The following is a 25,167-nucleotide window of genomic DNA, read 5'->3' on the forward strand; positions in this document are numbered from 1 at the left end:
TCAGGCCAGCGCCTCGACCAGCTCGGCGGGGCTCTTGCGGCGTCCGGTGTAGAAGGGGACCTCCACCCGCGTGTGGCGCCGCGCCTCGGCGCCGCGCAGGTGGCGCATCAGGTCGACGATGCGGTGCAGCTCCTCGGCCTCGAAGGCCAGCATCCACTCGTAGTCGCTCAGTCCGAAGGTGGAGACGGTGTTGGCCCGGACGTCGGGGTAGGGTCCGGCCATCTTGCCGTGCTCGGCCAGCATCGCGCGGCGCTCCTCGTCGGGCAGCAGGTACCACTCGTAGGAGCGCACGAACGGGTAGATGCACAGGTGCTCGCCCGGCTCCTCGCCGGCCAGGAACGCCGGAACGTGGCTGCGGTTGAACTCGGCCGGGCGGTGCATGCCCACCACGGACCACACCGGCGTGCTCAGCCGCCCCAGGCGGGTGCGGCGGAACGAGGCGTACATCTCCTGCACCGCCTCGGAACTCTCACCGATCCACCAGAACATCATGTCGGCGTCGGCGCGGAAGCCCTGCACGTCGTACGAGCCGCGCGTGGTCACACCCCGGTCCGCCGCGCCGTCGAACAGCGCTTCCAGCTCCCCGCCGGCGGCGGCGCGGTCGGTGCCGTCCAGGTCCCCGGCCTTGAACACCGACCACATCGTGTAGCGGATGAGCTGGTTGAGGTCCTGCGCGTCGTCCGCGCCCTGGCTGCTGTGCCCCGTGCTCACGGATGGCTCCTTGTCGGGTCGTCGCTGGTGGTCGTGTACGCCCGGGCTCCGGCGGCGCCGGCCGCCGGAGCCCGGATCTCCTCGGCGGCGCGGGTCGCGCCGGCGATGCAGGCGGGGATGCCGATCCCGTCGTAGGCGGCGCCGCACACGGCGAGGCCGCCCAGCCCGGCGACTTCGGCGCGGATGCGCTCGACACGGGATCCGTGGCCGGTGTTGTACTGCGGAATGCCGCCGCCCCAGCGGGTGACCCGCCGCTCGACGGGGTCGCCGGCGATACCGCAGACGGCGGCGAGGTCGGCGGCGGCCGCGGCGGCCAGGTCGTCGTCGCCGCGCTGCAGCCGGTCCTCCTGCCCCGCACGCCCGATCGAGCAGCGCACCAGGACGGTCTCCGGGTCCCGGCCCGCTTCGCGGAGCTCTCGCGACAGCCACGGCCACTTCAGGCTGCTGAAGGTGGCGGCTTTGACGGTCAGGTGTTCACGGGCCGAGACCAGGAACCCGCTGCCCGGCGGGCGGCGGGCGAAGGCGCTCGCCGGGTAGGCGAAGGTCACCACGGCCATGCTGGCGTACTCGATCCCGGCGAGATCGTCGGCGACGGCCGGGGCGAGCGGACGCAGGAGCTTGGCGGCCGCCGGTGCGGGGCAGGCCAGCACGACGGCGTCGGCGGCGACCTCGCGCGGCGGCGAGGCGGGCGCGTCGGGCGCCGCCGCGCCGACCGTCAGCGACCATCCGCCGGAGGGGGTGCGCTCCATCCGGCGCACGGTCGCCGACGTCTCGACCCGGGCGGCGCCGCTGTCGGCCAGGGCCCGGGTGAGGGTCGCGATTCCGCCGCGCAGCGTGGCGAAGGCCGGGGCTCCGGGCGCGGACCGGGCGCGCTGCTCGCGGGCAGCGCGCCCCACGGCCCGGGCCAGGGACCGCTCCTGGCGGGCCTGCGGCGCGAGCTGGGGCAGGGTGGAGTCCAGGGACAGCCGCTCGGCCCGTCCGGCGTAGACGCCGCCCAGCATCGGCTCGACGAGGCGTTCGACGACCTCGCGGCCCATGCGGGCACCGATGTAGCCGGCGACGGACGGGTCGCCCTCCATCGCGGTGTGCGGCAGCACGCGGTCCAGACCGGCGCGCAGCACGCCGGGGACCGACAGCACCCGGCTGCGGGCGAGGGCCGAGAGGTCCCCGGGCACGCCCATCACCTGGCCCTTGGGGAACGAGCGCAGCCGGCCGCGGCTGTAGATGGCCGCAGGCAGCGGCGCGGGGTGCTCCACGCGGTCGGAGAGCCCGAGTTCGTCGATGAGGTCCAGCGCCTCGGGCCTGCGCGCCAGCACCGACTCCGCCCCGGCGTCGACCGGGACGCCGGCGACGGGAGAGGCGTGCAGCTTTCCGCCCACGCGCGGCGCCGCCTCCACTACGGTGACCTCGGCTCCCGCCCGGCCCAGGCGGTAGGCGGCCGTGAGGCCGGAGATCCCGGCTCCCACCACCACGACATGCGGTTTCGGCTGCATGATCCCAGCTTTCCAGATACACGGGACCGCTGCGTGCGGGGTCGGGTGTGCGGCGGGCTCCGCCGGGCCCGGGTCCGCCGCTTCCGACTGTGACCGAGCCGCAACCCGCGTGCCGAAACGCCCGGCGCGGCCGCACGCGTCGCAGGGGCATGTGGTTTATGCGCATCCCCGCCCCCGACCGCCGACGCCGCCGGCTCGCCGCCGTCGTCGCGCCGCTGGCCCTTCTCGCCGCCCTGGCGGGGTGCTCCGCGAACGGGGGTACCACGGCCGGCGGCGAGGCGGCGGCTCCCGACGAACGGGCCGACGCCGGCGACGGCGCCGCCCGGGCCGAGGACGCGGACTCCGGTTCCGGCTCCAACCCGGCGGCGGACGTGTCCGCGGCCGAGCGTGATCTCGTCCACACGGCCGACCTCGCGGTCGAGGCCGAAGACGTGGCGAAGGCGGCCGGCGAGGCCGTGGACGTCGCGGAGTCGGCCGGCGGTTACGTCGCCGCGGAGAAGGTGAGCACCGCCGAGGGCGAGCCGCCGCACGCGTCGCTGACCCTGCACGTGCCGCAGGAGCGCTACGAAGCCGCCCTGGAGGACCTGTCGGCGCTGGGGGCACGCGCCGACCTCGAACGCCGCGTCGAGGACGTGACCGAGGAGGTGGCCGACGTCGACAGCAGGGTGGAGTCGGCCCAGGCGTCGCTGGATCGGCTGCGCGAACTGCTCGACGAGGCGGAGTCCGTCGAGGACGTGCTGGCCGTGGAGGAGCAGATCAGTACGCGCCAGGAGGATCTGGAGGCGCTGCAGGCCCGCCGGGAGACCCTGGCCCAGCAGACGTCCTACGGCACCGTGCGGCTGGATCTGGACCCGCCGGAGACCTATGTGGACGAGGGCGCGGGCGACTCGATCGGCTTCCTCGGCGGTCTGCGGCGCGGCTGGCGGGCCCTGGTCGGGGTGGCCCGAACGGCGTCGGTCGCGGTGGGCTGGCTGGTGCCGTTCGCCGTCCCGGCCGCAGCGGTCGCAGCGGCGGTCTGGCTGCCCCGGCGCCGCCGTGCGGCGCGGCGCCGGTCCGAGCAGGCCGAGCATGCCGGCGAGGGCTCGGAACCCGCCCGAGGCGCACAGGCAGACCCCGCCGGCGGCGATCCGGAGGAGGGTGGAGACCGCGGCTGAGGCGACTGCGGCGACGGGGGCGGGGGCGCGGAGCCCGGGTACCTGGTCGCCCCCCGGGCGCGCGTGCCCGCCGCCGCAGCGCGTGCCGGCGACGGGGCTGGTGTCAGCGGGCCGTCTCGGTGTGGACGTAGTCGGTCAGCCGAGCCAGAGTGTCGGGGTCGGTGTCGGGCAGCACTCCGTGGCCCAGGTTGAAGATGTGGCCTTCGGCGGCGGAGCCGGCGGCGACGACGTCGGAGGCCCGGTGCGCGACCGCGTCCCAGGGTGCGAACAGCGTCGCGGGGTCGAGGTTGCCCTGCAGCGCGGTGCCGGGTCGGACCCGCTGAGCGGCCTTGTTCAGCGGAACCCGCCAGTCCACGCCCACCACGTCGGCGCCGGCCTCGCTGAGCAGGCCGAGCAGCTCGCCGGTGCCGACTCCGAAGTGGATGCGCGGGATGTCCGATTCGGCGAGGCGCTCGAAGATCCAGGAGGTGTAGGGCAGGACGGAGGCGCGGTAGTCGTCGGCGCTGAGCGCACCCACCCAGGAGTCGAACACCTGGACGGCGCCGGCGCCGGCGGCCGCCTGGACCCGCAGGAACTCCACGGTGACGGCGGACAGCCGCTGCATCAGGTCGGCCCACAGGTCGGGCGCCCCGTACATCAGCGCCTTGGTGTTCTCGTGGTTCTTGGAGGGGCCGCCCTCGATCAGGTAGGAGGCCAGGGTGAACGGGCCGCCAGCGAATCCGATCAGCGGCCGGTCGCCGAGTTCACCGACGAGTTCGCCCACCGCCTCGGTGACGTAGGGGACGTCGTCGGGTTCGAGTGCGCGCAGCCGTTTGACGCCTTCGGCGTCGCGGATCGGGTGGGCCACGACGGGCCCCACCCCGGGCTTGATGTCGAGATCGATGCCGATGGCCTTGAGCGGCACCACGATGTCGCTGAAGTAGATGGCGGCGTCGACGCCGTACCGGCGCACGGGCTGCATGGTGATCTCGGTGATCATGTCGGGCCGCGCACAGGCCTCGAGCATGGGCACGTCGGCGCGCACCCTGCGGTATTCGGGCAATGAGCGCCCGGCCTGGCGCATGAACCACACCGGCGTGTGCGGCACCGGCAGGCGCCGGCAGGCGCGGAGGAATGGAGAGTCGTGCAGCGTCACACTCCGATCGTGCCACGTGTGCGGAGCCCGTGTGTCCGTGGCGGACCGCCCGCACCCGGCCGCGGCCCGATCCGGCCGCGCCGGATCCCCGCGGCGACGGCGGGTGGCGCGCGCCGACACGGGGGGTGAAAACGGAAGGGGGCGCGACGCCTCGGCGCGCGGCCGCCGCCGGCGGGCCGGAACCGGGCGCGCGGGCGTCCTCCGGCGGGCGCCGCGCGGCTGCCTCAAGCCCCGCGGTTCCGCCGATCCCAAGATCATTACGAATGGCCGACACGCCGGGAGAGCTCCGCCTGAACACCGGTGGACCGTGCAACCGTCATGGCGTATCCGCCGACACGCACCGCAACCGCCGATGCGCTCGGCTGCGGACCGCGGACACGTGTCCCGTAATCCCTCCGGGCGCGCGGCCGCGGGCGCGCCGGCGCTGCCAGTGCCCTGCAAACTAGATTAAGGCTGTCGTTTCCATCATGCCCCCTCTCGGTAGGGTCGATGACGCGCCGCCCGCGTTCCGACGAGCGGTCGAGAGTCTGCGCGCACCCGCGGTCCGGCCGGAGATCGCGGTGGAGGAGATCCCCGCCCCCAAGCGCCTCGCGCCCCACGCCGTGGCCATGTCGGCCACGGTCCGCCCCGACGGCGAGGACGCCGCTTTCGGCCGGCTCATCGTCCTCTACGACCCCGACGGAACCCGCGATTGGCCCACCCCGTTCCGGGCCGTGGTCTGGGTCACCTCGGACCTGGAGACCGAGATCGCCTCCGATCCGCTGCTGGGCCAGGTGGCCTGGAGCTGGCTGACCGAAGCGCTCGAAGCGCGGCAGACCCCGCATCCCGGACTGAGCGGAACGGTCACCCGCGCCACGACCGAGGGCTTCGCGGGCAAAGCCGACCAGCCGGTCACCACCGAGCTGGAGCTGCGCGCCTCATGGTCGCCCGAGGGCGCGGATCTGTCCGGCGACATGCAGGTGTGGCTGGACCTGCTGTCGGCCGCGGCGGGGCTTCCGCCGGTGGACGTCGCCGATATCACGCAGCGGCGGGGACGCGCCGAGGGGTGAGCGCTCCGGCGCGGCCGCGGGGCCGATACACCCTCCGCACGGGTCCGGTGCCGGGGAGCGGCGCCGCGACGCCGGCCGGTGCCGCGGGCGCGGCACCGGCCGGCGCGTCCGTCTGAGCCCCCTGCGCGCGCGCCCGCGGCGCAGCGAGCACATACCGTGGAGGGGTGGCGAACGTGCTGAACTCGAAGACAGGGCCCCCGGATCCGGACGACGGGCAGGGTGATGCGCACGGAGAGGCCGAGCCCGAGGCGCCGTTGCTGCGCGAGCCGCGCGAGGGGCTGCCGCCGGTCGTGGCCGATTCCGCGCACCTGGGCCGCGTCGTCGACGCGTTCGCCGCGGGCACGGGGCCGGTCGCGGTCGATGCCGAACGCGCGTCGGGCTACCGCTACGGGCAGCGCGCGTACCTGGTTCAGCTGCGCCGCGCCGAGGCGGGATCGGCGCTGATCGACCCGATCGCCTGCCCCGACCTGGCGGGCCTGGGCTCGGCGCTGCCCGGGACCGAGATGGTGCTGCACGCCGCCCACCAGGACCTTCCCTGCCTCACCGAGATCGGACTGGTGCCCGGCGAGCTGTTCGACACCGAGCTGGCGGGGCGGCTGCTGGGGTATCAGCGCGTGGGCCTGGGATCGATGGTCGAGCGGGTGCTGGGGCTGCGCCTGGCCAAGGAGCACTCGGCGGTGGACTGGTCGGTGCGCCCGCTGCCTGAGGACTGGCTGACCTACGCGGCGCTGGATGTGGAGGTCCTGGTCGACCTGCGCGATGCGCTGCGCGCCGAGCTGGAGGAATCCGGCAAGCTGGAGTGGGCCCGCGAGGAGTTCGCCTGGGTGCTGCAGGCGCCGCCCAAGGAGCCGCGCCCGGATCCGTGGCGCCGTACCTCGGGGATCCACCGCGTACGCACTCAGCGGGGGCTGGGCGTGGTCCGCGAGCTGTGGCAGGAGCGCGACCGCATCGCGCGTGAACGCGACATCTCGCCGGGTCGGGTGCTGGCGGATTCGGCCATCGTCGAGGCCGCCACGGCGATGCCCGCCACCGCGCCCGAACTCACCGCCATCAAGTCCTTCGGCGTCCGGTTGGCGCGGCGTTACGTGCCCGCCTGGCTCAAGGCCGTCAACCGCGTCCGCGGCATGCCCCAGGCGGAGTTGCCGCAGCCCGGAGCCCCGGGCGACGGTCCGCCGGCGACCAACCGGTGGGCCGACCGCGACCCCGCGGCCGCCAAGCGGCTGGATGCGGCGCGGTCGGAGCTGGCGGCCGTCGCCGAGCGGATCGCGATGCCGGCGGAGAATCTGCTGCAGCCCGACACGGTCCGGCGGCTGGCATGGTCCCCGCCGGAGCGGGTCGACGCCGGGTCGGTGGCCGATCAGCTGCGCGAGCACCACGCGCGCGCCTGGCAGGTGGACCTGACCGCGGAACGGTTGGCCGCGGCGCTGCACCGGGCGGCTTCGGCCGGGTGAGCCGTCCGCGGCCCGGGGGCGCGGAACACCGCTTTTTCACCCGCAGTCGGCTCCGCTAAACCCGATTTTACCCGATCGAGGCAGAAGTGACGCATGTCATGCGACATGGCACGGTGTCTTTATCCCGCGCCGACCGAGAGCGGATTATGTTATGGAATCGTGCTGTTCTTGATGCGAAGTGGCGAGGTTCCGTTGGCTTCGACCGGTGTGTCCGATTGGGGGGTGAGGCTTGTGAAGTTCTGGCGCTCGCTGCTCAACAAGGCCGGTTTCGCGCCGGCTGAGCCCGGAATCGCAACCCGCTCCGCCGACGGCGAGCACGGGCGGACCCCGGCCATGCGCGCCGCGGCGCTGGAGCAGGTCCTGGAGCGGCACATCGCGTCGCTGGGCTCGGACAACCCCCGCACCATCGCCACCCGCAACAACCTCGCGAGCAAATACGCCCAGATCGGCCGCCGCGGGGCCGCCGTCGCCCAGTTCGAGCAGGCCCTGAGCGACGCCGTGGGCACCTACGGCGACGCCCACGAGCAGACCGACGTCATCCGCGAGAACCTGGCCTGGAGCTACGAGGACGCCGGGCAGCACGCCGACGCCGTCGAGCAGTGGGAGGCGCTGCTCAAGCGCCGCGACGAGCGGCTGGGGCCGGTCGCGGCCGACACCGTCACGGCGCGCAGCCGGCTGGCCATCAGCTACCGCAAGAGCGGGCGCCACGAAGCGGCGATCGCCCACTACGAGAAGGCGGTCGAGGACGCCGCCGTCCCCGAGGGGCGCGAGGACCTGCGCCTGGGCCTGAGCCTGGCTTTCGGAGCCGTGGGCCGCGACGACGACGCGGTCCAGCAGCTGCGCATGGTGCTGGCCCAGCGCCGCCGCCGGCTGGGCTCGCGCCACCTGGACACCCTGCTGGTCCAGCACCGGCTGGGCCGGGCCTACACCCAGGCCGGCCGTCTGGAGGATGCGGCCGAGACGCTGCGCGGGGCCTACCTCAACGGGCTCTCCGCCTCCGGGGACCCCGACATCCGGATGCTGACCCTGCGCCTGCGCCGCGACCTCGCCAGCGCGCTGAGCGCCCAGGGTCTGCACCGCGACGCGGCGGCCCTGTTCTAGGACGCGTCCGGCGGACCGCCGCCCTGGCGAGCGGCGCCCCGCACCGGTGGAGGCGCATCGGGCGCAGGGCGCACGCGCGGGCGCCGCCCGCTGCGGACGCGCCCACCGGACGCTCCCCGGGGGTGCCGGGCCCCGACCCGCCGGCTCCGCGAAGCGGGGCGGTCGCCGCCGCCCCGCGCCGGACGCCCGGAGGCGCCCTTCGGGCGTCGGGCGGCGACCGCCCCGCTGAACGCCTTCCGCGCGCCTGCTCGCCGCACTAGTTACTGGCGAGTAGCATTGGCTCGTATCCGGTCATCGTCCGTTGAACCAGGAGGGCAAATCGTGCCGCGAACTGCCCGTGATGTCGTTTTTGTCGACGGGGTCAGGACTCCGTTCGGCAAGGCCGGCAAGGGCCTCTACGCCGAGACACGCGCCGACGACCTCGTCGTGCGCGTCATCCGCGAGCTACTGCGCCGCAACCCCGGCCTGCCGCCGGAGCGCGTCGACGAGGTGGCCGTCGCCGCCACCACCCAGACAGGCGACCAGGGCCTGACGATCGGCCGCAGCGCGGCCCTGCTGGCGGGACTTCCCCGCAGCGTCCCCGGCTATGCCATCGACCGCATGTGCGCCGGCGCCATGACCGCCGTCACCACCAGCGGCGCGGGCATCTCGTTCGGCGCCTACGACGTCGCCATCGCCGGCGGCGTCGAACACATGGGCCGCCACCCGATGGGCGAGGGCGTCGACCCCAACCCGCGCTTCCTCTCCGAGAAGCTCGTCGACACCTCGGCACTGGTCATGGGCAACACCGCCGAGAACCTGCACGACCGCTACCCCTCCATCACCAAGGAGCGGGCCGACGCCTACGCCCTGCGCAGCCAGGAGAAGGTCGCCAAGGCCTACGCCGACGGCAACCTGCAGCCGGACCTCGTCGAGATGCTGGTGCGTTCGGCCGAGGAGGGCTACGGCCTGGCCAGCGCCGACGAGCCGCCGCGGCCCGAGACCACACTGGAGGGCCTGGCCGGGCTGAAGACGCCGTTCCGCTCGCACGGCAACGTGACCCCGGGCAACTCCGCCGGCCTCAACGACGGTGCCACCGGCGCCGTCATCGCCGCCGAGGACACCGCCGCCGACCTGGGCCTGGACGCCCGGATGCGCCTGGTGGACTTCTCCTTCGCCGGTGTGGACCCCGAGGTCATGGGCGAGGGCCCGGTCCCGGCCACCGAGCGGCTGCTCCAGCGCCAGCAGCTGACCATGGACGACATCGGCCTCGTCGAGATCAACGAGGCCTTCGCCGTGCAGGTCCTGGCGTTCCTGGAGCACTTCGGCGTCGCCGATGACGACGCCCGCGTCAACCCCTGGGGCGGGGCCATCGCCCTGGGCCACCCGCTGGCCTCTTCGGGTGTGCGGCTGATGATGCAGCTCGCGCGCCAGTTCGCCGAGCGCCCCGACGTCCGCTACGGCCTGACGACCATGTGCGTCGGTCTGGGCATGGGCGGAACCGTGCTGTGGGAGAACACCGACTGGGAAGGAAGCGCCAAGTGAGCAGCACCGACGACCGGGGCGCCGCGGCCGGTGCCCCCGTCTCCCGCGAGGCCCTGCGCGACGTCTTCTCCGACGAGGTGGTCACCCGCGCGCTGTCCCGCGATGTCCAACTGCCCTACGGCGCGGGCACAGCGGTGCTGATCACCCTGGACAACGGGCACGACCACACCAAGCCCAACACCTTCGGCCCGTCCGGACTGCTCAGCCTGGACGACGCGATCGAGGCGGCGCGCGCCCGCACCGACATCTCCGCGGTGGCCGTCACCGGCAAGCCGTTCATCTTCGCCGTGGGCGCCGACCTGTCCGGCGTTCCCCAGGTGCAGAACCGCGACCAGGCCCTCGCGGTGGCCGAGCTCGGCCACGACGTCTTCCGCAAGCTCGGCGAGCTGGACGTACCGACCTTCGCCTTCGTCAACGGCGCGGCCATGGGCGGCGGCGTCGAGGTGGCGCTGCACTGCCGCTACCGCACGGTCTCCTCGGGGATCCCCGCCCTGTCCCTGCCCGAGGCGTTCTTGGGGCTGGTACCGGGGTGGGGCGGCACCTACCTGCTGCCGCGGCTCATCGGCGTCGAGAAGGCGCTGAAGATCGTCATCGACAACCCGCTGGCCCAGAACAAGACGATCAAGGGCCCCGAAGTCCGCGAGCTGGGCATCGCCGACGCGATGTTCGAACCCGCCGACTTCGTCGAGGAGTCGCTGCGCTGGGCCGCCCGTGTCGTCACCGGCGAGATCTCCGTCGAGCGGCCCGAGGTCGACACCGGCCCGGCCTGGGACCAGGCGATCGACCACGCCCGGTTCATGCTGGAGGGCAAGCTGCAGGGCGCCGCACCGGCGCCGGTGCGTGCGCTGGAACTGGTCGCCGCGTCCAAGGACCGCACCCGCGACGAGGGCTTCGCCGCCGAGGACGCGGCGCTGGCCGACCTGATGATGAGCGAGGAGCTCACGGCCGGCCTGTACGCCTTCGACCTCAACCAGAAGCGGGCCAAGCGCCCCGCGGGCGCACCCGACACGTCGCTGGCCCGCCGGGTCACCAAGGTCGGCGTGGTCGGCGCCGGGCTGATGGCCGGCCAGCTCGCGCTGCTGTTCGCCCGGCGCCTGGACGTACCGGTCGTCATGACCGACCTCGACCAGTCGCGGCTGGACAACGGCGTCGCCTACGTGCACGGCGAGATCGACAAGCTGCTCGCCAAGGGGCGTATCAGCGCCGACAAGGCCAACCGCCTCAAGGGCCAGGTGAGCGGTTCGCTGAGCATGGACGCCTTCGCCGACGCCGACTTCGTCATCGAAGCCGTCTTCGAGAAGATGTCGGTCAAGCAGGACGTGTTCGCGCGCGTGGAGGCGGCGGTCTCGCCCGAGGCGGTGCTGGCCACCAACACCTCCTCGCTGTCGGTCACCGAGATGGCGTCGAAGCTGGAGCACCCCGAGCGGGTCGTGGGCTTCCACTTCTTCAACCCGGTTGCGGTGCTGCCGCTGCTGGAGATCGTCCGCGGCGAGCGCACCGACGACGCGTCGCTGGCGACCGCTTTCGGTACCGCCAAGCAGCTGAAGAAGACGGCCGTGCTGTGCAAGGACGCGCCCGCATTCGTCGTCAACCGACTGCTGACCCTGTTCATGGGTGCGGTACTGAGCGCTGTGGAAGAGGGCACCGAGCCCGAGGTCGCCGACCGCGCCGTGGCGCCGCTGGGGCTGCCCATGTCGCCGCTGATGCTGCTCCAGTTGGTGGGCCCGGCGGTGGCGCTGCACGTGTCCGAGACCCTGCACGAGGCGTTCCCGGACCGCTTCGCCGTCTCCGAGCAACTGCGGCGGGTGGTCGATTCGGGCACGACGCAGATCTACGGCCCCGATCTGCAGATCGACCCCGAGGTGCGGAAGCTGTTCTCCGGCGGCGGGGCCCCCTCCGGTGAGGACGAGATCCGTCGGCGCGCGCTGGAGGCGCTGGCCCGCGAGATCCGCATCATGCTCGACGAGGGCGTGGTGGCCGAGCCCGCCGACATCGACCTGTGCCTGATCACCGGCGCCGGCTGGCCCTTCCACCTGGGCGGGATCACGCCCTATCTGGACCGCTCCGGCGTCTCGGAGAAGGTCAACGGGTCGCTGTTCCACCCGGACGGCCCCACGGCGGTGTGACCGCCTCCGCCGGTGCCGCGGTGCGCAGCGGCACCGGCGGTCCTGCGGTGAGCCCGCGGGCCGCGCCTGCGGCGCCGTCACGGCGGCGTCCCCGGCCCGCGGGCGACCGCCCCGGCGCCCGCGCCTGCGACGCCGGGCGCGGCAGGACTTATGCTGGGGCCATGGCGGGCGCAACGGCACCCTTCGTTCTCACCAACCGCTTCCGCGTCACGTGGGAGGGGGCGTGGCTGGCGATCGCCTGCACGGTGTTCACCGGCACCGGTATCGCCCTGATCCTGCGCGGGGGCCTGCTCGACGTCGTGATGGGCCTGATGGCGGTCCTGGTCTTCGGAGGCGCGGGCACCGGATCGGTCGCGCGCTTCCTCTCACCGCGGCCCGTGCTGGTCCTGGACCGCCAGGGAGCGCGGTTCCCCGCTCCCTGGCCCCGCTCCGGCCGCGAGGACGTCGTCCTGCCCTGGGACGACGTCGCGATGCTGCGCGCATGCACCCAGGTCGTCCCGCACCGGGGAGGCACGGTGAACATGCACTACCTGGACTTCGTCCCCGCATGCGAGGCCGACCGCCCGTTCCGCACTCCCCCGCCGTGGGGCGCCGACCACGCGGTCCGGGTGCGGCCCACCTGGGACCGCAGCCTCGACGAGATCGTGGCGGCCGCGCGCGTCCGCCGCCCCGGCCTGCCCTTCGACGACCGCCGCCCTCGCAGCGACCGGGTCTGAGGCCCGATCAGCCCTGCAGGGCGGCGGGGGCGCGCTCGGAGGTGTGCGGCTGCGCCGCCGCGGCACCCTCGCCTTCGGTGATGCCGACGCGGTCGTGCAGCCGTCGCAGCGGCGCCGGAAGCCACCAGTTCGCGCGGCCCAGCAGCCGCATCGTGGCCGGCACCAGCAGGGCCCGCACGAGCGTGGCGTCGACGGCCACCGCCATGGCCAGCCCCACGCCGATGATCTTGAGGAAGAGCAGGTCCGAGGTCCCCATCCCGACGAGCACGACCACCAGCAGCACGGCGGCGCTGGTGATGATGCCGCCGGTGCGCTGCAGTCCCGTGGCCACCGAGTGCGGGTTGTCGCCGGTGGCCGCGTACTCTTCGCGGACCCGGCTGAGCAGGAACAGCTCGTAGTCCATCGCCAGTCCGAAGGCCACGATCACGATCAGCACGAGGAAGGTCGGGTCGATCGTGCCGACGGTGGTGAAGCCCAGCGCATCGGAGAGGTGTCCCTCCTGGAATCCCCACACGACCACGCCGAGCGACGCGCCCAGTGACAGCGCCCCCATGACCACGGCCTTGAGGGGCAGCAGGATCGATCCGAAGGCCAGGAACAGCAGGACCAGCGTGACCGCGACGACGAACGTGAGCGTGTAGGGCAGGGCGTCGACGATGGCGTCGACGTTGTCGATCTGCATGGCGGCGGGTCCGCCGACCAGGACCTCGTCGGCGCCGCGGGGCGGTGCGGCTTCGCGTACGTCGCGCACCAGTCCTGCGGTGGCGGGGTCGTCCGCGGCGCCTTCGTAGGCCACGGTCAGGTGGGCGGTGTCCGGGCCGGTCCGGGAGACCTCGGTGCGCTCGGCGCCATCGAGCCCGCCCAGCCGGTCGGCGAAGCCCTGCAGTTCCGGTTCGGAGGCGCCGCCGGTGACGGCGACGTCGATCTCGCCGATGCCGCCGGCCGGGAAGTCCCGCTCCAGCGACTCCATCGCCGCACGGCTGCCGGATTCCTCGGGCAGGTAGCGCTGGTCGGTCGCGCCCAGTTCGGTGTGGGCCAACGACGATGCGAAGGCCAGCAGCACCGCTGCCACGGCCACCAGGTAGGTCGCGGGCCGCCGCATGACACTGTGGCCCAGCCGCGCCCAGCCGCCGCCGCGGGCCTCGGGGGCCTCGCCCCGCTGCCGGGCCCGGGCGCGCCGGAACTCGCGGCGGCGCCGGCGGCGGGCGAACAGCGGCAGTGCGTCGATGCGCCGGCCGGCGACGGCCAGCAGCGCGGGCAGGGCGACCAGCGCCGCCAACACGTCGAAGAGCACCACCGCGATACCGCCGAGGCCGATGGAGCGCAGGATGGGCTGGGGGAAGAACAGCAGTCCGGCGAAGGCGATCATCACGGTGACGCCGGAGAAGGCGACCGTGCGCCCGGCGGTGGACAGGGTGCGCGGTAGTGCCTCCCGCACCGCGGCACCGCCGGACAGCTCCTCGCGGAAGCGGCTGACCATGAAGAGGCCGTAGTCGATCGCCAGGCCCAGGCCGAGGATGGTGGCGACGTTGACCGCGAACACCGAGACTTCGGTGACCTCGGTGAGCGCACGCAGCAGGGTCAGCGAGCCCAGGATCGCCAATCCGCCCACGGCCAGCGGCATCAGCGCCGCGACGACGCCTCCGAAGATGAGCACCAGCAGCAGGAGCAGCACCGGAAGCGACATCAGCTCGGCGCGCACCACGTCGCTCTCGGCCCTGTTGGAGAGGTCCTGTTGGATGGCGACGGTGCCGCCGAGCTCGGTCTCCAGGGGGCCGGCGTCCAGCTCCCGTTCGATGGCCTCGAAGCTGTGCATCCGCTCGGCGTCGGAGTCGCCGGCCAGCGTGATGGGCACGTAGGTGGCATGGCGGTCCTCGGATACGAGGATGCCGCGCTCGGTTTCGCCGAGGCCGTCGTCGAGGTAGGTGCGCATCGACGCGATGCGGTCCTCGGGCAGGTCCTCGCGCAGCTTGGAGATCTGAGCGGCGAAGGAGGGGTTGTCGATGCGGATCTCGTCGCTGCGGTAGACCGCCACGACGTCGACCTGGTCGTGGCCGAGCTGTCGTTCCAGCACGTCGGCCGCGCGGGAGGACTCCGCCTCGGGCGGTTCGAACCCGCCGTCGCTGACCGCGCCGAACACGCCGCCGCCCCAGACGGCGGAGAAGGCGGCGAACAGCGCCGTCGCGGCCAGCACCAGCACCCGCCACCGGTGGGTGAAACGGCCCAGACCTGCGAACATGCCCTGATCCCTCCGTAGCCGTTCGGACGTAGAGTGAGAGAGAGTCGGCCCCGTCGGACTGTTTACGGCGTTCACGGAAAGATACGCCGTTTATCAGAGTATGCTCACGTCGGACCGACCGGTGCACACGCCGGCCCCAGAAGGATGAGGTGTGATCGAAGATCCGGCATCTCCCCAGGTCGCCAACGCACCGCCGGGCAACCGCCGCGAGCGTGTGCGCCAGGCCACAACCGAGGAGATCAAGAAGATCGCCCGGCGCCACCTGACCGCGCACGGGGCGTCGGGGGTGTCGCTGCGTGCCGTCGCCCGCGAGATGGGCATGACGGCACCCGGACTGTACCGCTACTTCGGTGGGCTCGGCGATCTCGTCGAGGCGCTGCAGGCCGACCTGTTCACCGAGCTCGGCGCGGCGGTCGGCGCCGCCGAGGCGTCGCTGCCGGCCGGCGACACCGACGGCCGGCTGCTGGCCGCGCTGCGGGCCGTGCGCGCATGGGGGCTGGACAACCGCTCCGAATTCGCGCTGCTGTTCGGCCCCGCCTCCACCCGGCCCCCGGACGACACCGGCCCGTCCGCCGAGGCGGGGCGGCGCTTCGCCGCGACCTTCGTCGCCCTGTTCGACCGGCTCATCGCCGAGGGCCGCTTCACCGTCCCCGACGAGCCCGAGGCCTCCCCCGCACTGTGCACGCAACTGGAGGCCTTCGCGCGGCTGACCGGATTCGGCGGCGACCGGGCCTCCACCGGCGCGATCCGCGTCATGCTGCGCTGCTGGGTGCGCTTCTACGGCATCGTCTGTATGGAGGTCTTCCAGCACCTGGGCTTCGTCGCCGACGACATGGAGGCCCTTTTCGAGGCCGAGCTGCACGATCTCGCCCGCGACCTGGGCGTGTCCTACCGCGCGCCCTGACCGAGTCCGCCCCACGCCGGTGCGGGACGCGCCCGCCTCCGCGTTGAACAGCGGCGAGGCGTTACCGCGGTGCCCGCGGGCAGGCTGCGGCGCTGCGCTCGTAGAACACGATCTCCGCGGGCACGGCGAAACCCCTCAGCCGAGGCCGGAGGGGGAAGGTCGAGGGCGGCAGGGAGTTCTACAGCCCAGCCGTCCGAACGGCTGCCACGAACGCCGCCCACTCGGTGGAGGGCATCTCAAGGTGCCCCGCGCCGCGATCCCTGGTGTCACGCACAGCCGCGCCGTGGTCGGACGTAGCAGCGACCTCTACGCACTCGCCGCCCGTCTGATTGCTATAGCTGCTCTTCTTCCACGTGCCTTCAACAATACTCACGTCCGGCCTCCTCAATCAGTTGCAGCGATTCGGCTTCCGGAAGCGCTGCACCGCGCAAGTCTCCGAAGTGCCGCACGTAGTTGCGCCGTACGCCGGCGTCCTCGACAGGTCCACCCGCGTCACGCGTCTCCATGTAGAGGACTTCGGTCCCGTCCGGCATGGCGAGCAGTGTGAATCCTTCCGAGAGTCCGGGGTGGCACTCAGCCCCGAGAGGGATGACTTGAATGATCACGCGCGAGCCGTGCGACACCTCGACCAGTCGTTCCAGCTGACGGCTCATGATCTCACGTCCTCCTGTACGGCGCCGTAGCACGGCCTCGTCAAGGACGTAGACGAGCAGAGGTGGCGTCCCGGATTCCAGTACCTCTTGCCGTTCCATCCGCGCAGCTACGCGGCCGTGGATCTCCTCCTCACCGGCGACGCGGTCGCCGTCGCGCAAGATCCGGTGAGCGTACGCCTCGGTCTGTAGCAAGCCGGGGATGACCATCGGACTATAGGCCCGGATCTCCAGGGCCGCCCGTTCCAGCGAATCGATGGCCGAGAACGCGGACGGCACTCCACTGGACTTGTTCGCGGTCTCCCACACCCGGACGAGTACTCCACCCGCCGCCAGCGCTTTGTCCAGTTCAACCACGTAGTCGTCTCTGGGCTGCCGCGTACCGCGCTCGAAACCACTGATCAGAGCATGCGACACCTGCACGAGCGATCCTAGCCCCCTTGGGACATGCCCGCCTGAACGCGCAGTCGTCGAAGCTCACGCCCAAACCGCACCCACTGGTGACGCACCTTGTCAGCCATACATAACAGTGTTCTACAGCACGGACATGGGCCTCAACAGGAGATACAAGGTTTCTCCACATCTGTTTAACAGTGCACCAGTGCTGTTGAACGACTATCGGGCGGTGCTGCGCTTAAGCAGAGTTGGAGTGCCGATTACAAACAGACGGCCCTGTCGGTGCTTCGCGGGCACCGGCAGGGCCTTGATCCCCGACCTGAACACGCAGGTGGAGACCCATGCGCAACTTTAGCCGCCCGAACCCGGGCCAGATGCCCGATGCCCGCCGGCACGAGACCGGTGCCCGGCCGCGCCGCGCCCGCCGCCCGCGCGGCGCACGTCCGTACCTGGCGATGCAGCCCGCTCCCGAGCCCCCTGTGCTGCCCGTCTCCGACGACGGCACGGCCGAGCTGTGCAGCGCGGTCCGGCGGCTGCTGGCCGCTCGCCCCGACCTGGCCCAATCGGCCCACTCGGCCCGCACCACGGCGGGAGTGCACCGATGACACTCACGCCCCCCGGAATCCTGGTCGCCCGCACCTTCCCCGGCACCCCGGACCAGGTCGGCACCGCCCGCCGCTGGCTGGAGGACACCCTCACCCGCACCCCCGGGCGCATCCCCGATGCGACCACCGCCACAGCCGTGCTCCTGCTGTCGGAAACCGCCACCAACACCCTGCGCCACACCGCCAGCGGCGCCCCCGGCGGGACCTTCACCGTCCACGTCCACGCCGACCGGCACACCCTGGCCGTCATCGTCCAGGACGCGGGCAGCGCCACCACCCGGCCCGAACGCGCGCGAACCTCCATCGAGGACGACCACGGGCGCGGCCTGGCTCTCGTCGACGCCTTCGCCGACACCTGGCAACCGCTCCCCACCGGCAACGGAATCTCCTTCACGCTCAGCCTCACCCCGGCACCGACCGGCACGGACCGTGCCGTCGCCCGCACGGCACGGGAGCACGCGCGATGACCGCTATCCCCTACGCCCAACTCGGCCCCGGCGGCCACGACCCGCACGGATGCCTCAACCACCGGTTCGGCGCCGTCTGGCGCATCCGATGCGACCTCAGCCCCGACGGGCAGTACTGGATCGCCGACCGCTACGAGCGCGCCCCCGCCGACGCCGCCGCTCACGGCGTGTGCGACCGGCACGCGGGATGGATGCGCCCCGCCGAACTGTGGCGGTGGTTGCAGGAGGAGGAAACCGCCTGGCACCGCTGGAACACCGGACAACCGCCCACCACCGACTGAGCGACTGTCGGGTGTCCAGTCGCGCACGGTGGGCAGATCCGGGGCCGACGCGTCGGTCGCCCGGGCAGTGGTGGAGGCACCCTCCGGGAACCACAGGCATCGCCGCCACCACAGAGGTTGCGGCAATGGGGCGCAGCTCGCCCCGCGAGCGAGCCGGCTTGCCGCCGAGCGCACGCCGCACCTTGAAGCGGGACCCGCACAGCAGCGCGCACAGCACGGTGGCCGGGACGGTGCCGATCCCACGGCGGAGGCCGCGTCCGTCGCGCGGATCGTCCACGGCGGTGCGGTGTCGGGCGAGGTCGCCGACGGCGGGGCCGGGGCGCGGCAGAGTGGTGGGGCAGCGGTGTTCTTGTGGATCCGGAGAGTCGTGTCCCCGCGCTCCGGAGCTCCGTTGTTGTGTGTCGGTCGATCGCCGCAACCGTCATGATGCCGTGACCTGTCTCATCGCTCGCACCGAACGACTGCGAATCAGCCCTGGGTGGTGGCGGGTCCCGCTTCAAGGTGCGGCGTGCGCTCGGCGGCAAGCCGGCTCGCTCGCGGGGCGAGCTGCGCCCCATTGCCGCAACCTCTGTGGTGGCGGCGATGCTTGTGGTTCCCGGAGGGTGCCTCCTCGGTCCGCAGCCCCTCGGCAAACCCCCATCACCGATCTAGCTAGCCCGACCGGGGCGCACGTGAGGACCTCCGTCGAGGACGACCACGGCCACGACCCGCACGGCCGCCTCAACCACCGCTTCGGCGCCACCCGGCGGATCGAACCGGAACCGGCGCCGGCGGGGTCCGGCGGAGGCATGCGGGAGTGTCCGCTGCGGAGCTGCGCATCGACGGACCCGCCCCGCCGGTCCGGCCCTTCCGTGCGCTACCCTCCGCCTGTGCCCGAATAGGGTGGTTGGTCACGCATTATCCCCTCCATCCTTCGGGCGACCGCAGAGCCGCACGAACGCAGAGCCGCACAACCCGAGAAGAGTCCCCCGTGGAGCCCACCCCTGACGGCGAACGGCCTGCGGGGCCCAGCCGCCCCGCCGCGCCGAATCCCCCGCCGGGCATCCCCCACCGCCCCGGTCCCCCGCCCTTCCCTCCGGCGGCACCCCCGCCGCGCCGCCACCGTTCGGCCGCCGTGTGGCTGACCGTGGGCGCCGCGGCGCTGACCGCGCTGGCCGCGTTCACCGCCTGCGTACTACTGGTGGTGATGACTCCGCTGCCCTGGCAGTCCGGTTCCGCTCCCGCATCCGCCGACCCGGCCGACCACACCAGTTCACAGCTCGAAGCCCGCCCGGCACCGGTGGAGATCGACGTGGCCGACCACCCCGCCTACGGGCTCACCGTCCCCGACGCCGTCGACTGCTCCCTGCCCGACGTCGACGCGGGGTCGGCCGATTCGTGGACGGACTTCAACGCCGCGATTTCGGACTGCCTCACCCGGCTGTGGCGGCCCCGCCTGGACGAACTGGGCGTCCACGCCGTCGAACCGGAACTGCGCGTCTCCAACGAGAAGCCCGAACCGGTCGGATCCGTCGACGAGGACTACACCCAGGCCTACTACGACAACCGGGAGATGTCGATCACCGTCGTTCTGCCCAACGTCGTCCCGATGGCGCGCAGCATGCCGGCCGACTGGCAGCAGACGACGTGGATCTCGCTGCTGACCCACGAGTACGGCCACCACGTCCAGCAGCTCACCGGGATCCTGCCCGCCGGCTACGATATGGAGCGCACAGCCGCCGACGAGGACGAGCGCCTGGAGGCGACGCGCCGGACGGAGCTGCAGGCCGAGTGCCTGGGCGGGATGGCGATGGACGGTCTGGGTCTGAGCGGGTCCGAGATCCGCCGGGCCGCGGAGTCCCTCGCGGCCGGCGACGACTTCGCCACCCACGGAACGGCGAGCAACCGCAGCACCTGGTTCTCCGACGGCGCCGGCGGCGACACCGTCGGCGCCTGCAACACCTACGACGCGTCGCAGTCCCGGGTGGCCTGACGCGCGGCGCTGGGCCGCCGGGGCGCCCGCGGCGGCCTCAGCGGCCCAGCGCGCCGTACATGTCGTCCCAGCTGCGCAGCTTGACCCGCTCACCGCGGCCCAGCGCCGCGCCCAGCTCGGCTTCGGCGGCGTCGATACTCAACCAGTCGCCGTAATCGGTGACCGCGGCGCCGCTGCCGTCGAGCACGTCCTCGACCGGTTCCAGACCCGCGGACGTGCCGCCGGCGGCGGCCCGCAGCTCGGCGGCGTCGTCGAGCAGGCTGCGCACCGTCGCGGCCGCGTCGGACTTGTTGGTGCCGATGACCCCGGTGGCGCCGCGCTTGATCCACCCGGCGACGTAGTCGCCCCGGCGCACCTCGCCGCCGGAGCCCAGCACCCGTCCCGCGTCGTGCGGCACGGTGCGGGTCCGCTCGTCGAACGGAACGCCCGGCAACGGGGTTCCGGCGTAGCCGATGGAGCGGAACACCATGCCCGCCTCGACCGTGTCGAAGACTCCGGTGCCCTGCAGCCGCCCGTCCTCGTCGAGCTCGGTCTCCTCCACCCGCAGGCCTTCGGCGCGCTCGGCGCCCAGGACCTCGACCGGACGCCGCCAGAACCGCAGGTCGATGCGGCGCGGAAGGTCGCGGGGAGTGCGCCCGGCCCACTCGGCGAGGACCTTGAGGTTGGTGCGCGCGGCCCGCTCGGCCGTGCGCATGGCCGGGTCGTCGGGGGCGATGTCGACCTGGTCGGACCGCAGCGCCACCTCGGCGTTGTCGAGCTTGCCCAAGTCGCGCAGCTCGGGGGCGGTGAACTTGGCCTGGAGGGGGCCGCGCCGCGCCAGCAGGTCGATGCGGCGGACCTTGCTGGCCGCCAGCACGTCCAGCATGGGCTGGGGGATATCGGTGCGCTGCAGCTCGTCGGCGCTCTTGGCGAGCAGGCGCACGACGTCGAGGGCGACGTTGCCGGCGCCGACCACGGCGACCTCTTCGGAGTCGAGTAGGAAAGACTCGACCTCGGAGTCGGGGTGGCCGCAGTACCAGTTGACGAAGTCGGTGGCGGCGACGCTGCCGGGCAGGTCCTCGCCGGGGACGCCCATCCGGCGGTCGACGCTGGCGCCGGTGGCGTAGACGACGGCGTGGTAGGAGCGGCCCAGGCTTTCGCGGGTGATGTGGCGGCCGAACTCCACGCCGCCGACGAAGCGCACCTGCGGCTTCTCCAGCACCTCGCGCAGCGACCGCGCCACGCCTTTGATCTTCAGATGGTCGGGGGCCACGCCGTACCGCACGAGGCCGTAGGGGGTGGGCAGTCGATCGACGATGTCGACGGCCACCTCTTCGCGGCTCTGCCGGGTGAGGGCGTCTGCAGCGTAGATGCCGGCGGGACCGGAGCCGATCACCGCCACCCGCAGGGGGTCGGGAGAGGTCATGCCACCATTCTGGCCCATTGCGGCGCCGCGGCGCTGCCCCACGCGGGCAGGAAAAGCGCGGGGCGGCGCCGGCGCCGGCGGGGATCCGTCCGCCCTGCCGCTTTCCGGCGCGGGTGCGCGACGCCCCCGCGCGGAGGGCGGGGGCGGCCGATCCCGGCCGTCCCGCCCCGGCCGTTCCCTACGTGCCAGCGGTCTCCTCGTCGGCGTCCTCGGCCTGGCGGGAAACCGTCTCGGTGAGCGTGCGGGCCAGGCTCTGCGGTGTCAGCCCCAGCTCACCGAGGATGTCGTCGCGCTTGGCATGCTGCAGGAACTCCTGCTCGATGCCGAAGGTGCGCACCGGCACGTCCAGGTCGGCGTCGCGCAGCATGCGGGCCACGGAGTCGCCCACGGCTCCCACGCGGCCGTTGTCCTCGACCACGGCGACCACGCGGTGGCGGGCGGCCTCGCCGACCAGTGCCGGGTCGAGCGGCTTGACCCAGCGGGGGTCGACGACGGTGACACCGATCCCCTGGTCGGCCATACGGTCGGCGACCTCACAGCAGATCTGGGCCATGGGGCCCACGGCGATCAGCAGCAGGTCTTCACCGGGCCCGCCGGAGCCGTCGCCGGAGCCCCCGGCGGGAGCGTCTCCGCGCTCGGCCCGGCGCAGCACGTCCACGGTGCCCAGCCGCTCCACCGCCTCGATCTCGGGTGCCACGGCGCCGGTGGGGTAGCGCAGCACCGTGGGCGCGTCCTCGACCGCCACCGCCTCGCGCAGCTCCTCGCGCAGCCGGGGCGCGTCGCGCGGCACGGCCAGCCGCAGCCCGGGCACCACCTGCAGGATGGACAGGTCCCACATGCCGTGGTGGCTGGCGCCGTCGGGGCCGGTGACACCGGAGCGGTCCAGGCACAGTGTGACGCCCTGGCGGTGCAGGGCGGCGTCCATCAGCACCTGGTCGAAGCAGCGGTTGAGGAAGGTGGCGTAGACGGCCATGACCGGGTGCAACCCGCCCATGGCCAGCCCCGTGGCGGAGGTGGCGGCGTGCTGCTCGGCGATGCCCACGTCGAAGCAGCGGTCGGGGTAGGCCTCCGCGAACGGCGCCAGTCCCGTGGGATGCAGCATGGCGGCGGTGATGCCGACGATGTCGGAGCGCTCGGCGCCGAGGGCGACGATCTCCTCGCTGAAGACCTTGGTCCACTTCTGCGGCGCGGGCGCGGGCGGCTCGCCCGCCGCCGGAGCGGGCTTGGCCGCGCCGATGGCGTGGAACTGGTCCACGTCGTGGTTCTCGGCGGGCGCGTGGCCCTTGCCCTTCTGGGTCAGGCAGTGCACGATCACCGGGCCGCCGAAGTCGCGGGCGCGGCGCAGCGCCTTCTCCACGGTCTGCTCGTCGTGGCCGTCGATGGGACCGAGGTACTTCAGTCCGAGGTCCTCGAACATCATCTGCGGCTGGATGGCGTCCTTGATGCCCTTCTTGACGCCGTGCAGCGCCTCGTACAGCGGCTGGCCGACCACGGGTGCCCGGTTCAGCGCCGTCTTGGCCAGCTCCAGAGCCTGCTCGTATCCCTGGGTCATGCGCAGCGACGCCAGATGGTCGGCCAGGCCGCCCGTCGTCGGCGAATAGGAGCGGCCGTTGTCGTTGACGACGATGACGACCCGGCGGTCGCCGGCCGCGATGTTGTTCAGCGCCTCCCAGGCCATGCCGCCGGTCAGCGCGCCGTCGCCGATCACCGCGACGACGCTGCGGTCGGCGCGGCGCTGGATGACGTTGGCTTTGGCCAGGCCGTCGGCGTAGGACAGCACGGTGGAGGCGTGGGAGTTCTCGATGAAGTCGTGCTCGGACTCGGCGCGCGAGGGGTAGCCCGACATTCCGTCCCTGCTGCGCAGTCCGGAGAAGTCCTGGCGCCCGGTGATCAGCTTGTGCACGTAGGACTGGTGGCCGGTGTCGAAGAGGATGGGGTCGCGGGGGGAGTCGAAGACCCGGTGCAGCGCCATGGTGAGCTCGACCACGCCCAGGTTGGGACCCAGGTGCCCTCCGGTGCGGCTGACCTCGGTGACGAGGAACTCCCGGATCTCGGCGGCCAGATGCGGCAGCTTCTCGGCCGGAAGACGCTTGAGGTCGTCCGGTGTGCGCAGCGAGTCGAGTAGCGTCAACGTCTCGTCAGTCCCCTCGTCCGGCGTGGCCGACACAGCGGTGCCTCCTGTGCGCCCGGCACGCCCGTCCTGCTCGGTTCCACAGAGTCTACGAGCCGCTTGAGGCGGCTGTTAACCGGATCCGGCGCTTGTGGTCCGGAGCCGCTCCACCGGGCCGCCCAGTTCGGCGGCGATTCCCGCCGCGCTCCAGCGGGCGTTGAGGCCGCTGGGGTTGGGCAGCACCCGCACCGGCGTGCCGGCGATCGGCTCCTCCCGCGGGCCGATTCGGGCGGCGGAGTCGCCGAAGGCCCGGCGGAAGGCGGTGACGCCCAGTACGGCCAGGGCGCCGGGCCGGTAGGCGCGCAGTGTCTCCTCCAGGTCGGCGGCGCCGTCACGCAGTTCCCGGGCGCCGAGCTCGTCGGCGCGTGCGGTGGTGCGGGCGACCAGGTTGGTGATTCCCAGGCCCCACTGCGGCAGCAGGTGCTGTTCCTCGGGGAGCAGCCGCCGCGGGGTCAGCCCGGCCAGGTGCAGCACGGACCAGAACCGGTTTCCGGGTCGGGCGAAATGATATCCGCTCCATCCGGAGTACAGGCCCGGGTTGATGCCGCAGAAGAGCAGGTCCAGGCCGGGGGCCAGGACATCGGGGATGGTGGCGCCGGCCGCGGCGGCGAGCTCGTCGGCGCCGGGGCGCCGGGCGGTCCGGTTCCGGGTGCCGGAGGCGGGATCGGGGCCTGCGGGGCCGGGTCGGGCGCTCATCTCCCCCCAGAGGCTACCCCAGCGCCGACTGCACCAGGAGCGCGACGCCGGAGACGGTGACCACCGCGAGCAGGGCGGCGCGCATCCGGCCGGCGTCGACCACGCGGCACAGCGGGCGCCCCACGGCGAACCCGGCCGCCACGAAGGGGATCAGCCCGAGCCCCGCACCGACTTCGGCGGCGTGCAGCTGGCCGCCCGCAGCCAGCAGGCACAGCGACATCAGAACGCCGGCGAGGAAGAAGGCGGCCAGGGTCCCCCGGATGCGCCCGGCGCTTTCGTGCTGGTACAGCAGTGCGATGGGCGGGCCGCCGATGGAAGTGGCGGTGCCGGTGAAGCCGGAGACCAGCCCCGCCAGCAGCAGGGAGCCCCGGTGGATGCGCACCCGCACTGCGCGCAGGGTCAGCGCGACGGCCACGAGCACCATGGCGCCCACGCCGGCGGCCAGCGCCTGCGGCGGCGCGGTGGCCACGACCCACACCGCCGCCGCCGAGCCGGGCGTGCGCCCCAGCACGGCCCAGCCCAGACCGCGCCAGTCGACGTTGCGCCACTCCGCGGCGAGGGTGAAGGCCGGCAGGACGAACGTGGCGATCAGCATCGTTCCGGGCATCAGGGCGGGGTCGAGCATGGCCACGACGGGGGCGGCGACCAGCCCCAGGCCCAGGCCGACACTGCTCTGCACGACGGCGCCGAGCAGGACGGCGGCGCCGGCCACCAGGAAGAAGGAGAGTTCGGGCATAGGCGGCTGACGTTATATCCCGCTTCGCCCGACCGGGATTCAGGGGTGGGGACATCGGACATCGTCCGCGCCCGGCTCCGAACAGGCCGGCGCCCCCAGAGGGGAGGGACTCTGGGGGCGCCGGGGAGGCCGCTCCGCACCGGGGTGGGGAGTGGAGCGGGCGGCCTGGGCTGCGTGCGCCGGGAG

General features: G+C 73.1%; 22 protein-coding genes. 12 read left to right on the plus strand and 10 right to left on the minus strand.

Annotation, left to right across the window (positions count from 1 at the left end):
* Together hemQ and hemG are read right to left on the minus strand one after the other, a co-directional pair.
* A complete protein-coding gene (gene hemQ, locus HNR25_RS24610; RefSeq protein ID WP_184640347.1) occupies positions 1-711 on the minus strand; it encodes a hydrogen peroxide-dependent heme synthase in 711 nt (236 codons plus the stop codon).
* Positions 708-2,204: a protoporphyrinogen oxidase gene (gene hemG / locus HNR25_RS24615; protein WP_184640349.1), complete on the minus strand. Its 1,497-nt coding sequence runs from the start codon at positions 2,202-2,204 to the stop codon at positions 708-710. Before hemG ends, hemQ begins: the two co-directional genes overlap by 4 nt.
* A gap of 158 nt (positions 2,205-2,362) precedes the next feature.
* Between hemG and HNR25_RS24620 the strand changes: the two genes are divergently transcribed.
* Positions 2,363-3,358 carry a DUF4349 domain-containing protein gene (locus HNR25_RS24620; protein WP_184640351.1) on the plus strand — a complete coding sequence of 332 codons (996 nt, stop codon included), beginning with the start codon at positions 2,363-2,365 and terminating at the stop codon, positions 3,356-3,358.
* Between the two features lie 103 nt (positions 3,359-3,461).
* Here the strand turns inward: HNR25_RS24620 and hemE are convergent, their stop codons facing one another.
* Complete coding sequence (gene hemE, locus HNR25_RS24625; protein ID WP_221459580.1) at positions 3,462-4,487, minus strand: uroporphyrinogen decarboxylase; 1,026 nt, start codon at positions 4,485-4,487, stop codon at positions 3,462-3,464.
* Positions 4,488-4,960: 473 nt separating this feature from the next.
* On the opposite strand from hemE, the gene HNR25_RS24630 reads away from it, so the two are divergent.
* The 6 genes from HNR25_RS24630 (at position 4,961) to HNR25_RS24655 (ending at position 12,460) form a co-directional block, all read left to right on the plus strand.
* Positions 4,961-5,542, plus strand: coding sequence for a DUF3000 domain-containing protein (locus tag HNR25_RS24630; RefSeq protein ID WP_184640356.1), 582 nt, complete (start codon positions 4,961-4,963; stop codon positions 5,540-5,542).
* 164 nt (positions 5,543-5,706) lie between these two features.
* Positions 5,707-6,993, plus strand: coding sequence for an HRDC domain-containing protein (locus tag HNR25_RS24635; RefSeq protein WP_184640358.1), 1,287 nt, complete (start codon positions 5,707-5,709; stop codon positions 6,991-6,993).
* Positions 6,994-7,215: 222 nt separating this feature from the next.
* Complete coding sequence (locus HNR25_RS24640) at positions 7,216-8,094, plus strand: tetratricopeptide repeat protein (protein ID WP_312862777.1); 879 nt, start codon at positions 7,216-7,218, stop codon at positions 8,092-8,094.
* 321 nt (positions 8,095-8,415) lie between these two features.
* Entirely contained in the window at positions 8,416-9,618 is a 1,203-nt protein-coding gene (locus HNR25_RS24645; RefSeq protein WP_184640362.1) for a thiolase family protein, read from the plus strand.
* Positions 9,619-9,671: 53 nt separating this feature from the next.
* Positions 9,672-11,744 (plus strand): 3-hydroxyacyl-CoA dehydrogenase NAD-binding domain-containing protein, encoded by a 2,073-nt coding sequence (locus tag HNR25_RS24650; RefSeq protein WP_184640607.1) that lies wholly within the window; start codon positions 9,672-9,674, stop codon positions 11,742-11,744.
* A gap of 161 nt (positions 11,745-11,905) precedes the next feature.
* Positions 11,906-12,460 carry a hypothetical protein gene (locus tag HNR25_RS24655; protein ID WP_184640363.1) on the plus strand — a complete coding sequence of 185 codons (555 nt, stop codon included), beginning with the start codon at positions 11,906-11,908 and terminating at the stop codon, positions 12,458-12,460.
* Between the two features lie 7 nt (positions 12,461-12,467).
* Here HNR25_RS24655 and HNR25_RS24660 read toward each other — a convergent pair whose 3' ends face one another.
* Complete coding sequence (locus HNR25_RS24660; protein WP_184640365.1) at positions 12,468-14,699, minus strand: MMPL family transporter; 2,232 nt, start codon at positions 14,697-14,699, stop codon at positions 12,468-12,470.
* 151 nt (positions 14,700-14,850) lie between these two features.
* On the opposite strand from HNR25_RS24660, the gene HNR25_RS24665 reads away from it, so the two are divergent.
* Entirely contained in the window at positions 14,851-15,603 is a 753-nt protein-coding gene (locus HNR25_RS24665) for a TetR/AcrR family transcriptional regulator (protein WP_312862779.1), read from the plus strand.
* 178 nt (positions 15,604-15,781) lie between these two features.
* Here the strand turns inward: HNR25_RS24665 and HNR25_RS24670 are convergent, their stop codons facing one another.
* Both HNR25_RS24670 and HNR25_RS24675 read right to left on the minus strand, forming a co-directional pair.
* Positions 15,782-15,976 (minus strand): DUF397 domain-containing protein, encoded by a 195-nt coding sequence (locus tag HNR25_RS24670; RefSeq protein WP_312862780.1) that lies wholly within the window; start codon positions 15,974-15,976, stop codon positions 15,782-15,784.
* Entirely contained in the window at positions 15,963-16,610 is a 648-nt protein-coding gene (locus tag HNR25_RS24675) for a DUF5753 domain-containing protein (RefSeq protein WP_184640367.1), read from the minus strand. The genes HNR25_RS24670 and HNR25_RS24675 overlap by 14 nt, the downstream gene beginning before the upstream one ends.
* 380 nt (positions 16,611-16,990) lie before the next feature.
* Here HNR25_RS24675 and HNR25_RS24680 point away from each other — a divergent pair, with 380 nt between their 5' ends.
* The 4 genes from HNR25_RS24680 (at position 16,991) to HNR25_RS26980 (ending at position 19,974) form a co-directional block, all read left to right on the plus strand.
* On the plus strand, positions 16,991-17,254 hold the full coding sequence (locus HNR25_RS24680; protein WP_184640369.1) for a hypothetical protein: 264 nt from the start codon (positions 16,991-16,993) through the stop codon (positions 17,252-17,254).
* Positions 17,251-17,721 carry an ATP-binding protein gene (locus HNR25_RS24685; RefSeq protein ID WP_184640371.1) on the plus strand — a complete coding sequence of 157 codons (471 nt, stop codon included), beginning with the start codon at positions 17,251-17,253 and terminating at the stop codon, positions 17,719-17,721. The genes HNR25_RS24680 and HNR25_RS24685 overlap by 4 nt, the downstream gene beginning before the upstream one ends.
* Entirely contained in the window at positions 17,718-18,002 is a 285-nt protein-coding gene (locus HNR25_RS24690) for a hypothetical protein (RefSeq protein ID WP_184640373.1), read from the plus strand. Before HNR25_RS24685 ends, HNR25_RS24690 begins: the two co-directional genes overlap by 4 nt.
* 970 nt (positions 18,003-18,972) lie before the next feature.
* Complete coding sequence (locus HNR25_RS26980) at positions 18,973-19,974, plus strand: neutral zinc metallopeptidase (protein ID WP_184640375.1); 1,002 nt, start codon at positions 18,973-18,975, stop codon at positions 19,972-19,974.
* Between the two features lie 37 nt (positions 19,975-20,011).
* Here the strand turns inward: HNR25_RS26980 and HNR25_RS24700 are convergent, their stop codons facing one another.
* From HNR25_RS24700 to HNR25_RS24715, 4 genes are all read right to left on the minus strand, one after another.
* Entirely contained in the window at positions 20,012-21,379 is a 1,368-nt protein-coding gene (locus HNR25_RS24700; RefSeq protein ID WP_184640377.1) for an FAD-dependent oxidoreductase, read from the minus strand.
* Between the two features lie 178 nt (positions 21,380-21,557).
* The gene (dxs, locus tag HNR25_RS24705) at positions 21,558-23,510 is read right to left on the minus strand and encodes a 1-deoxy-D-xylulose-5-phosphate synthase (RefSeq protein WP_184640612.1); all 1,953 of its coding nucleotides are present in this window, start codon (positions 23,508-23,510) and stop codon (positions 21,558-21,560) included.
* 111 nt (positions 23,511-23,621) lie between these two features.
* Positions 23,622-24,245 carry a G/U mismatch-specific DNA glycosylase gene (mug, locus tag HNR25_RS24710; protein ID WP_184640379.1) on the minus strand — a complete coding sequence of 208 codons (624 nt, stop codon included), beginning with the start codon at positions 24,243-24,245 and terminating at the stop codon, positions 23,622-23,624.
* A 13-nt stretch (positions 24,246-24,258) separates the two neighbouring features.
* Positions 24,259-24,981 carry a sulfite exporter TauE/SafE family protein gene (locus HNR25_RS24715; protein ID WP_184640381.1) on the minus strand — a complete coding sequence of 241 codons (723 nt, stop codon included), beginning with the start codon at positions 24,979-24,981 and terminating at the stop codon, positions 24,259-24,261.
* Positions 24,982-25,167: the final 186 nt, after the last annotated feature.

The organism is Streptomonospora salina (assembly GCF_014204715.1).
GTDB lineage: Bacteria > Actinomycetota > Actinomycetes > Streptosporangiales > Streptosporangiaceae > Streptomonospora > Streptomonospora salina.

Bases quoted from the DNA above. Each gene is read 5' to 3' on its own strand.
- hemG (WP_184640349.1), bottom strand. From the start codon at position 2,204: ATGCAGCCGAAACCGCATGTCGTGGTGGTGGGAGCCGGGATCTCCGGC.
- HNR25_RS24620 (WP_184640351.1), top strand. From the start codon at position 2,363: ATGCGCATCCCCGCCCCCGACCGCCGACGCCGCCGGCTCGCCGCCGTC.
- HNR25_RS24630 (WP_184640356.1), top strand. From the start codon at position 4,961: ATGCCCCCTCTCGGTAGGGTCGATGACGCGCCGCCCGCGTTCCGACGA.
- HNR25_RS24655 (WP_184640363.1), top strand. From the start codon at position 11,906: ATGGCGGGCGCAACGGCACCCTTCGTTCTCACCAACCGCTTCCGCGTC.
- HNR25_RS24660 (WP_184640365.1), bottom strand. From the start codon at position 14,699: ATGTTCGCAGGTCTGGGCCGTTTCACCCACCGGTGGCGGGTGCTGGTG.
- HNR25_RS24680 (WP_184640369.1), top strand. From the start codon at position 16,991: ATGCGCAACTTTAGCCGCCCGAACCCGGGCCAGATGCCCGATGCCCGC.
- HNR25_RS24685 (WP_184640371.1), top strand. From the start codon at position 17,251: ATGACACTCACGCCCCCCGGAATCCTGGTCGCCCGCACCTTCCCCGGC.
- HNR25_RS24690 (WP_184640373.1), top strand. From the start codon at position 17,718: ATGACCGCTATCCCCTACGCCCAACTCGGCCCCGGCGGCCACGACCCG.
- HNR25_RS24700 (WP_184640377.1), bottom strand. From the start codon at position 21,379: ATGACCTCTCCCGACCCCCTGCGGGTGGCGGTGATCGGCTCCGGTCCC.
- mug (WP_184640379.1), bottom strand. From the start codon at position 24,245: ATGAGCGCCCGACCCGGCCCCGCAGGCCCCGATCCCGCCTCCGGCACC.
- HNR25_RS24715 (WP_184640381.1), bottom strand. From the start codon at position 24,981: ATGCCCGAACTCTCCTTCTTCCTGGTGGCCGGCGCCGCCGTCCTGCTC.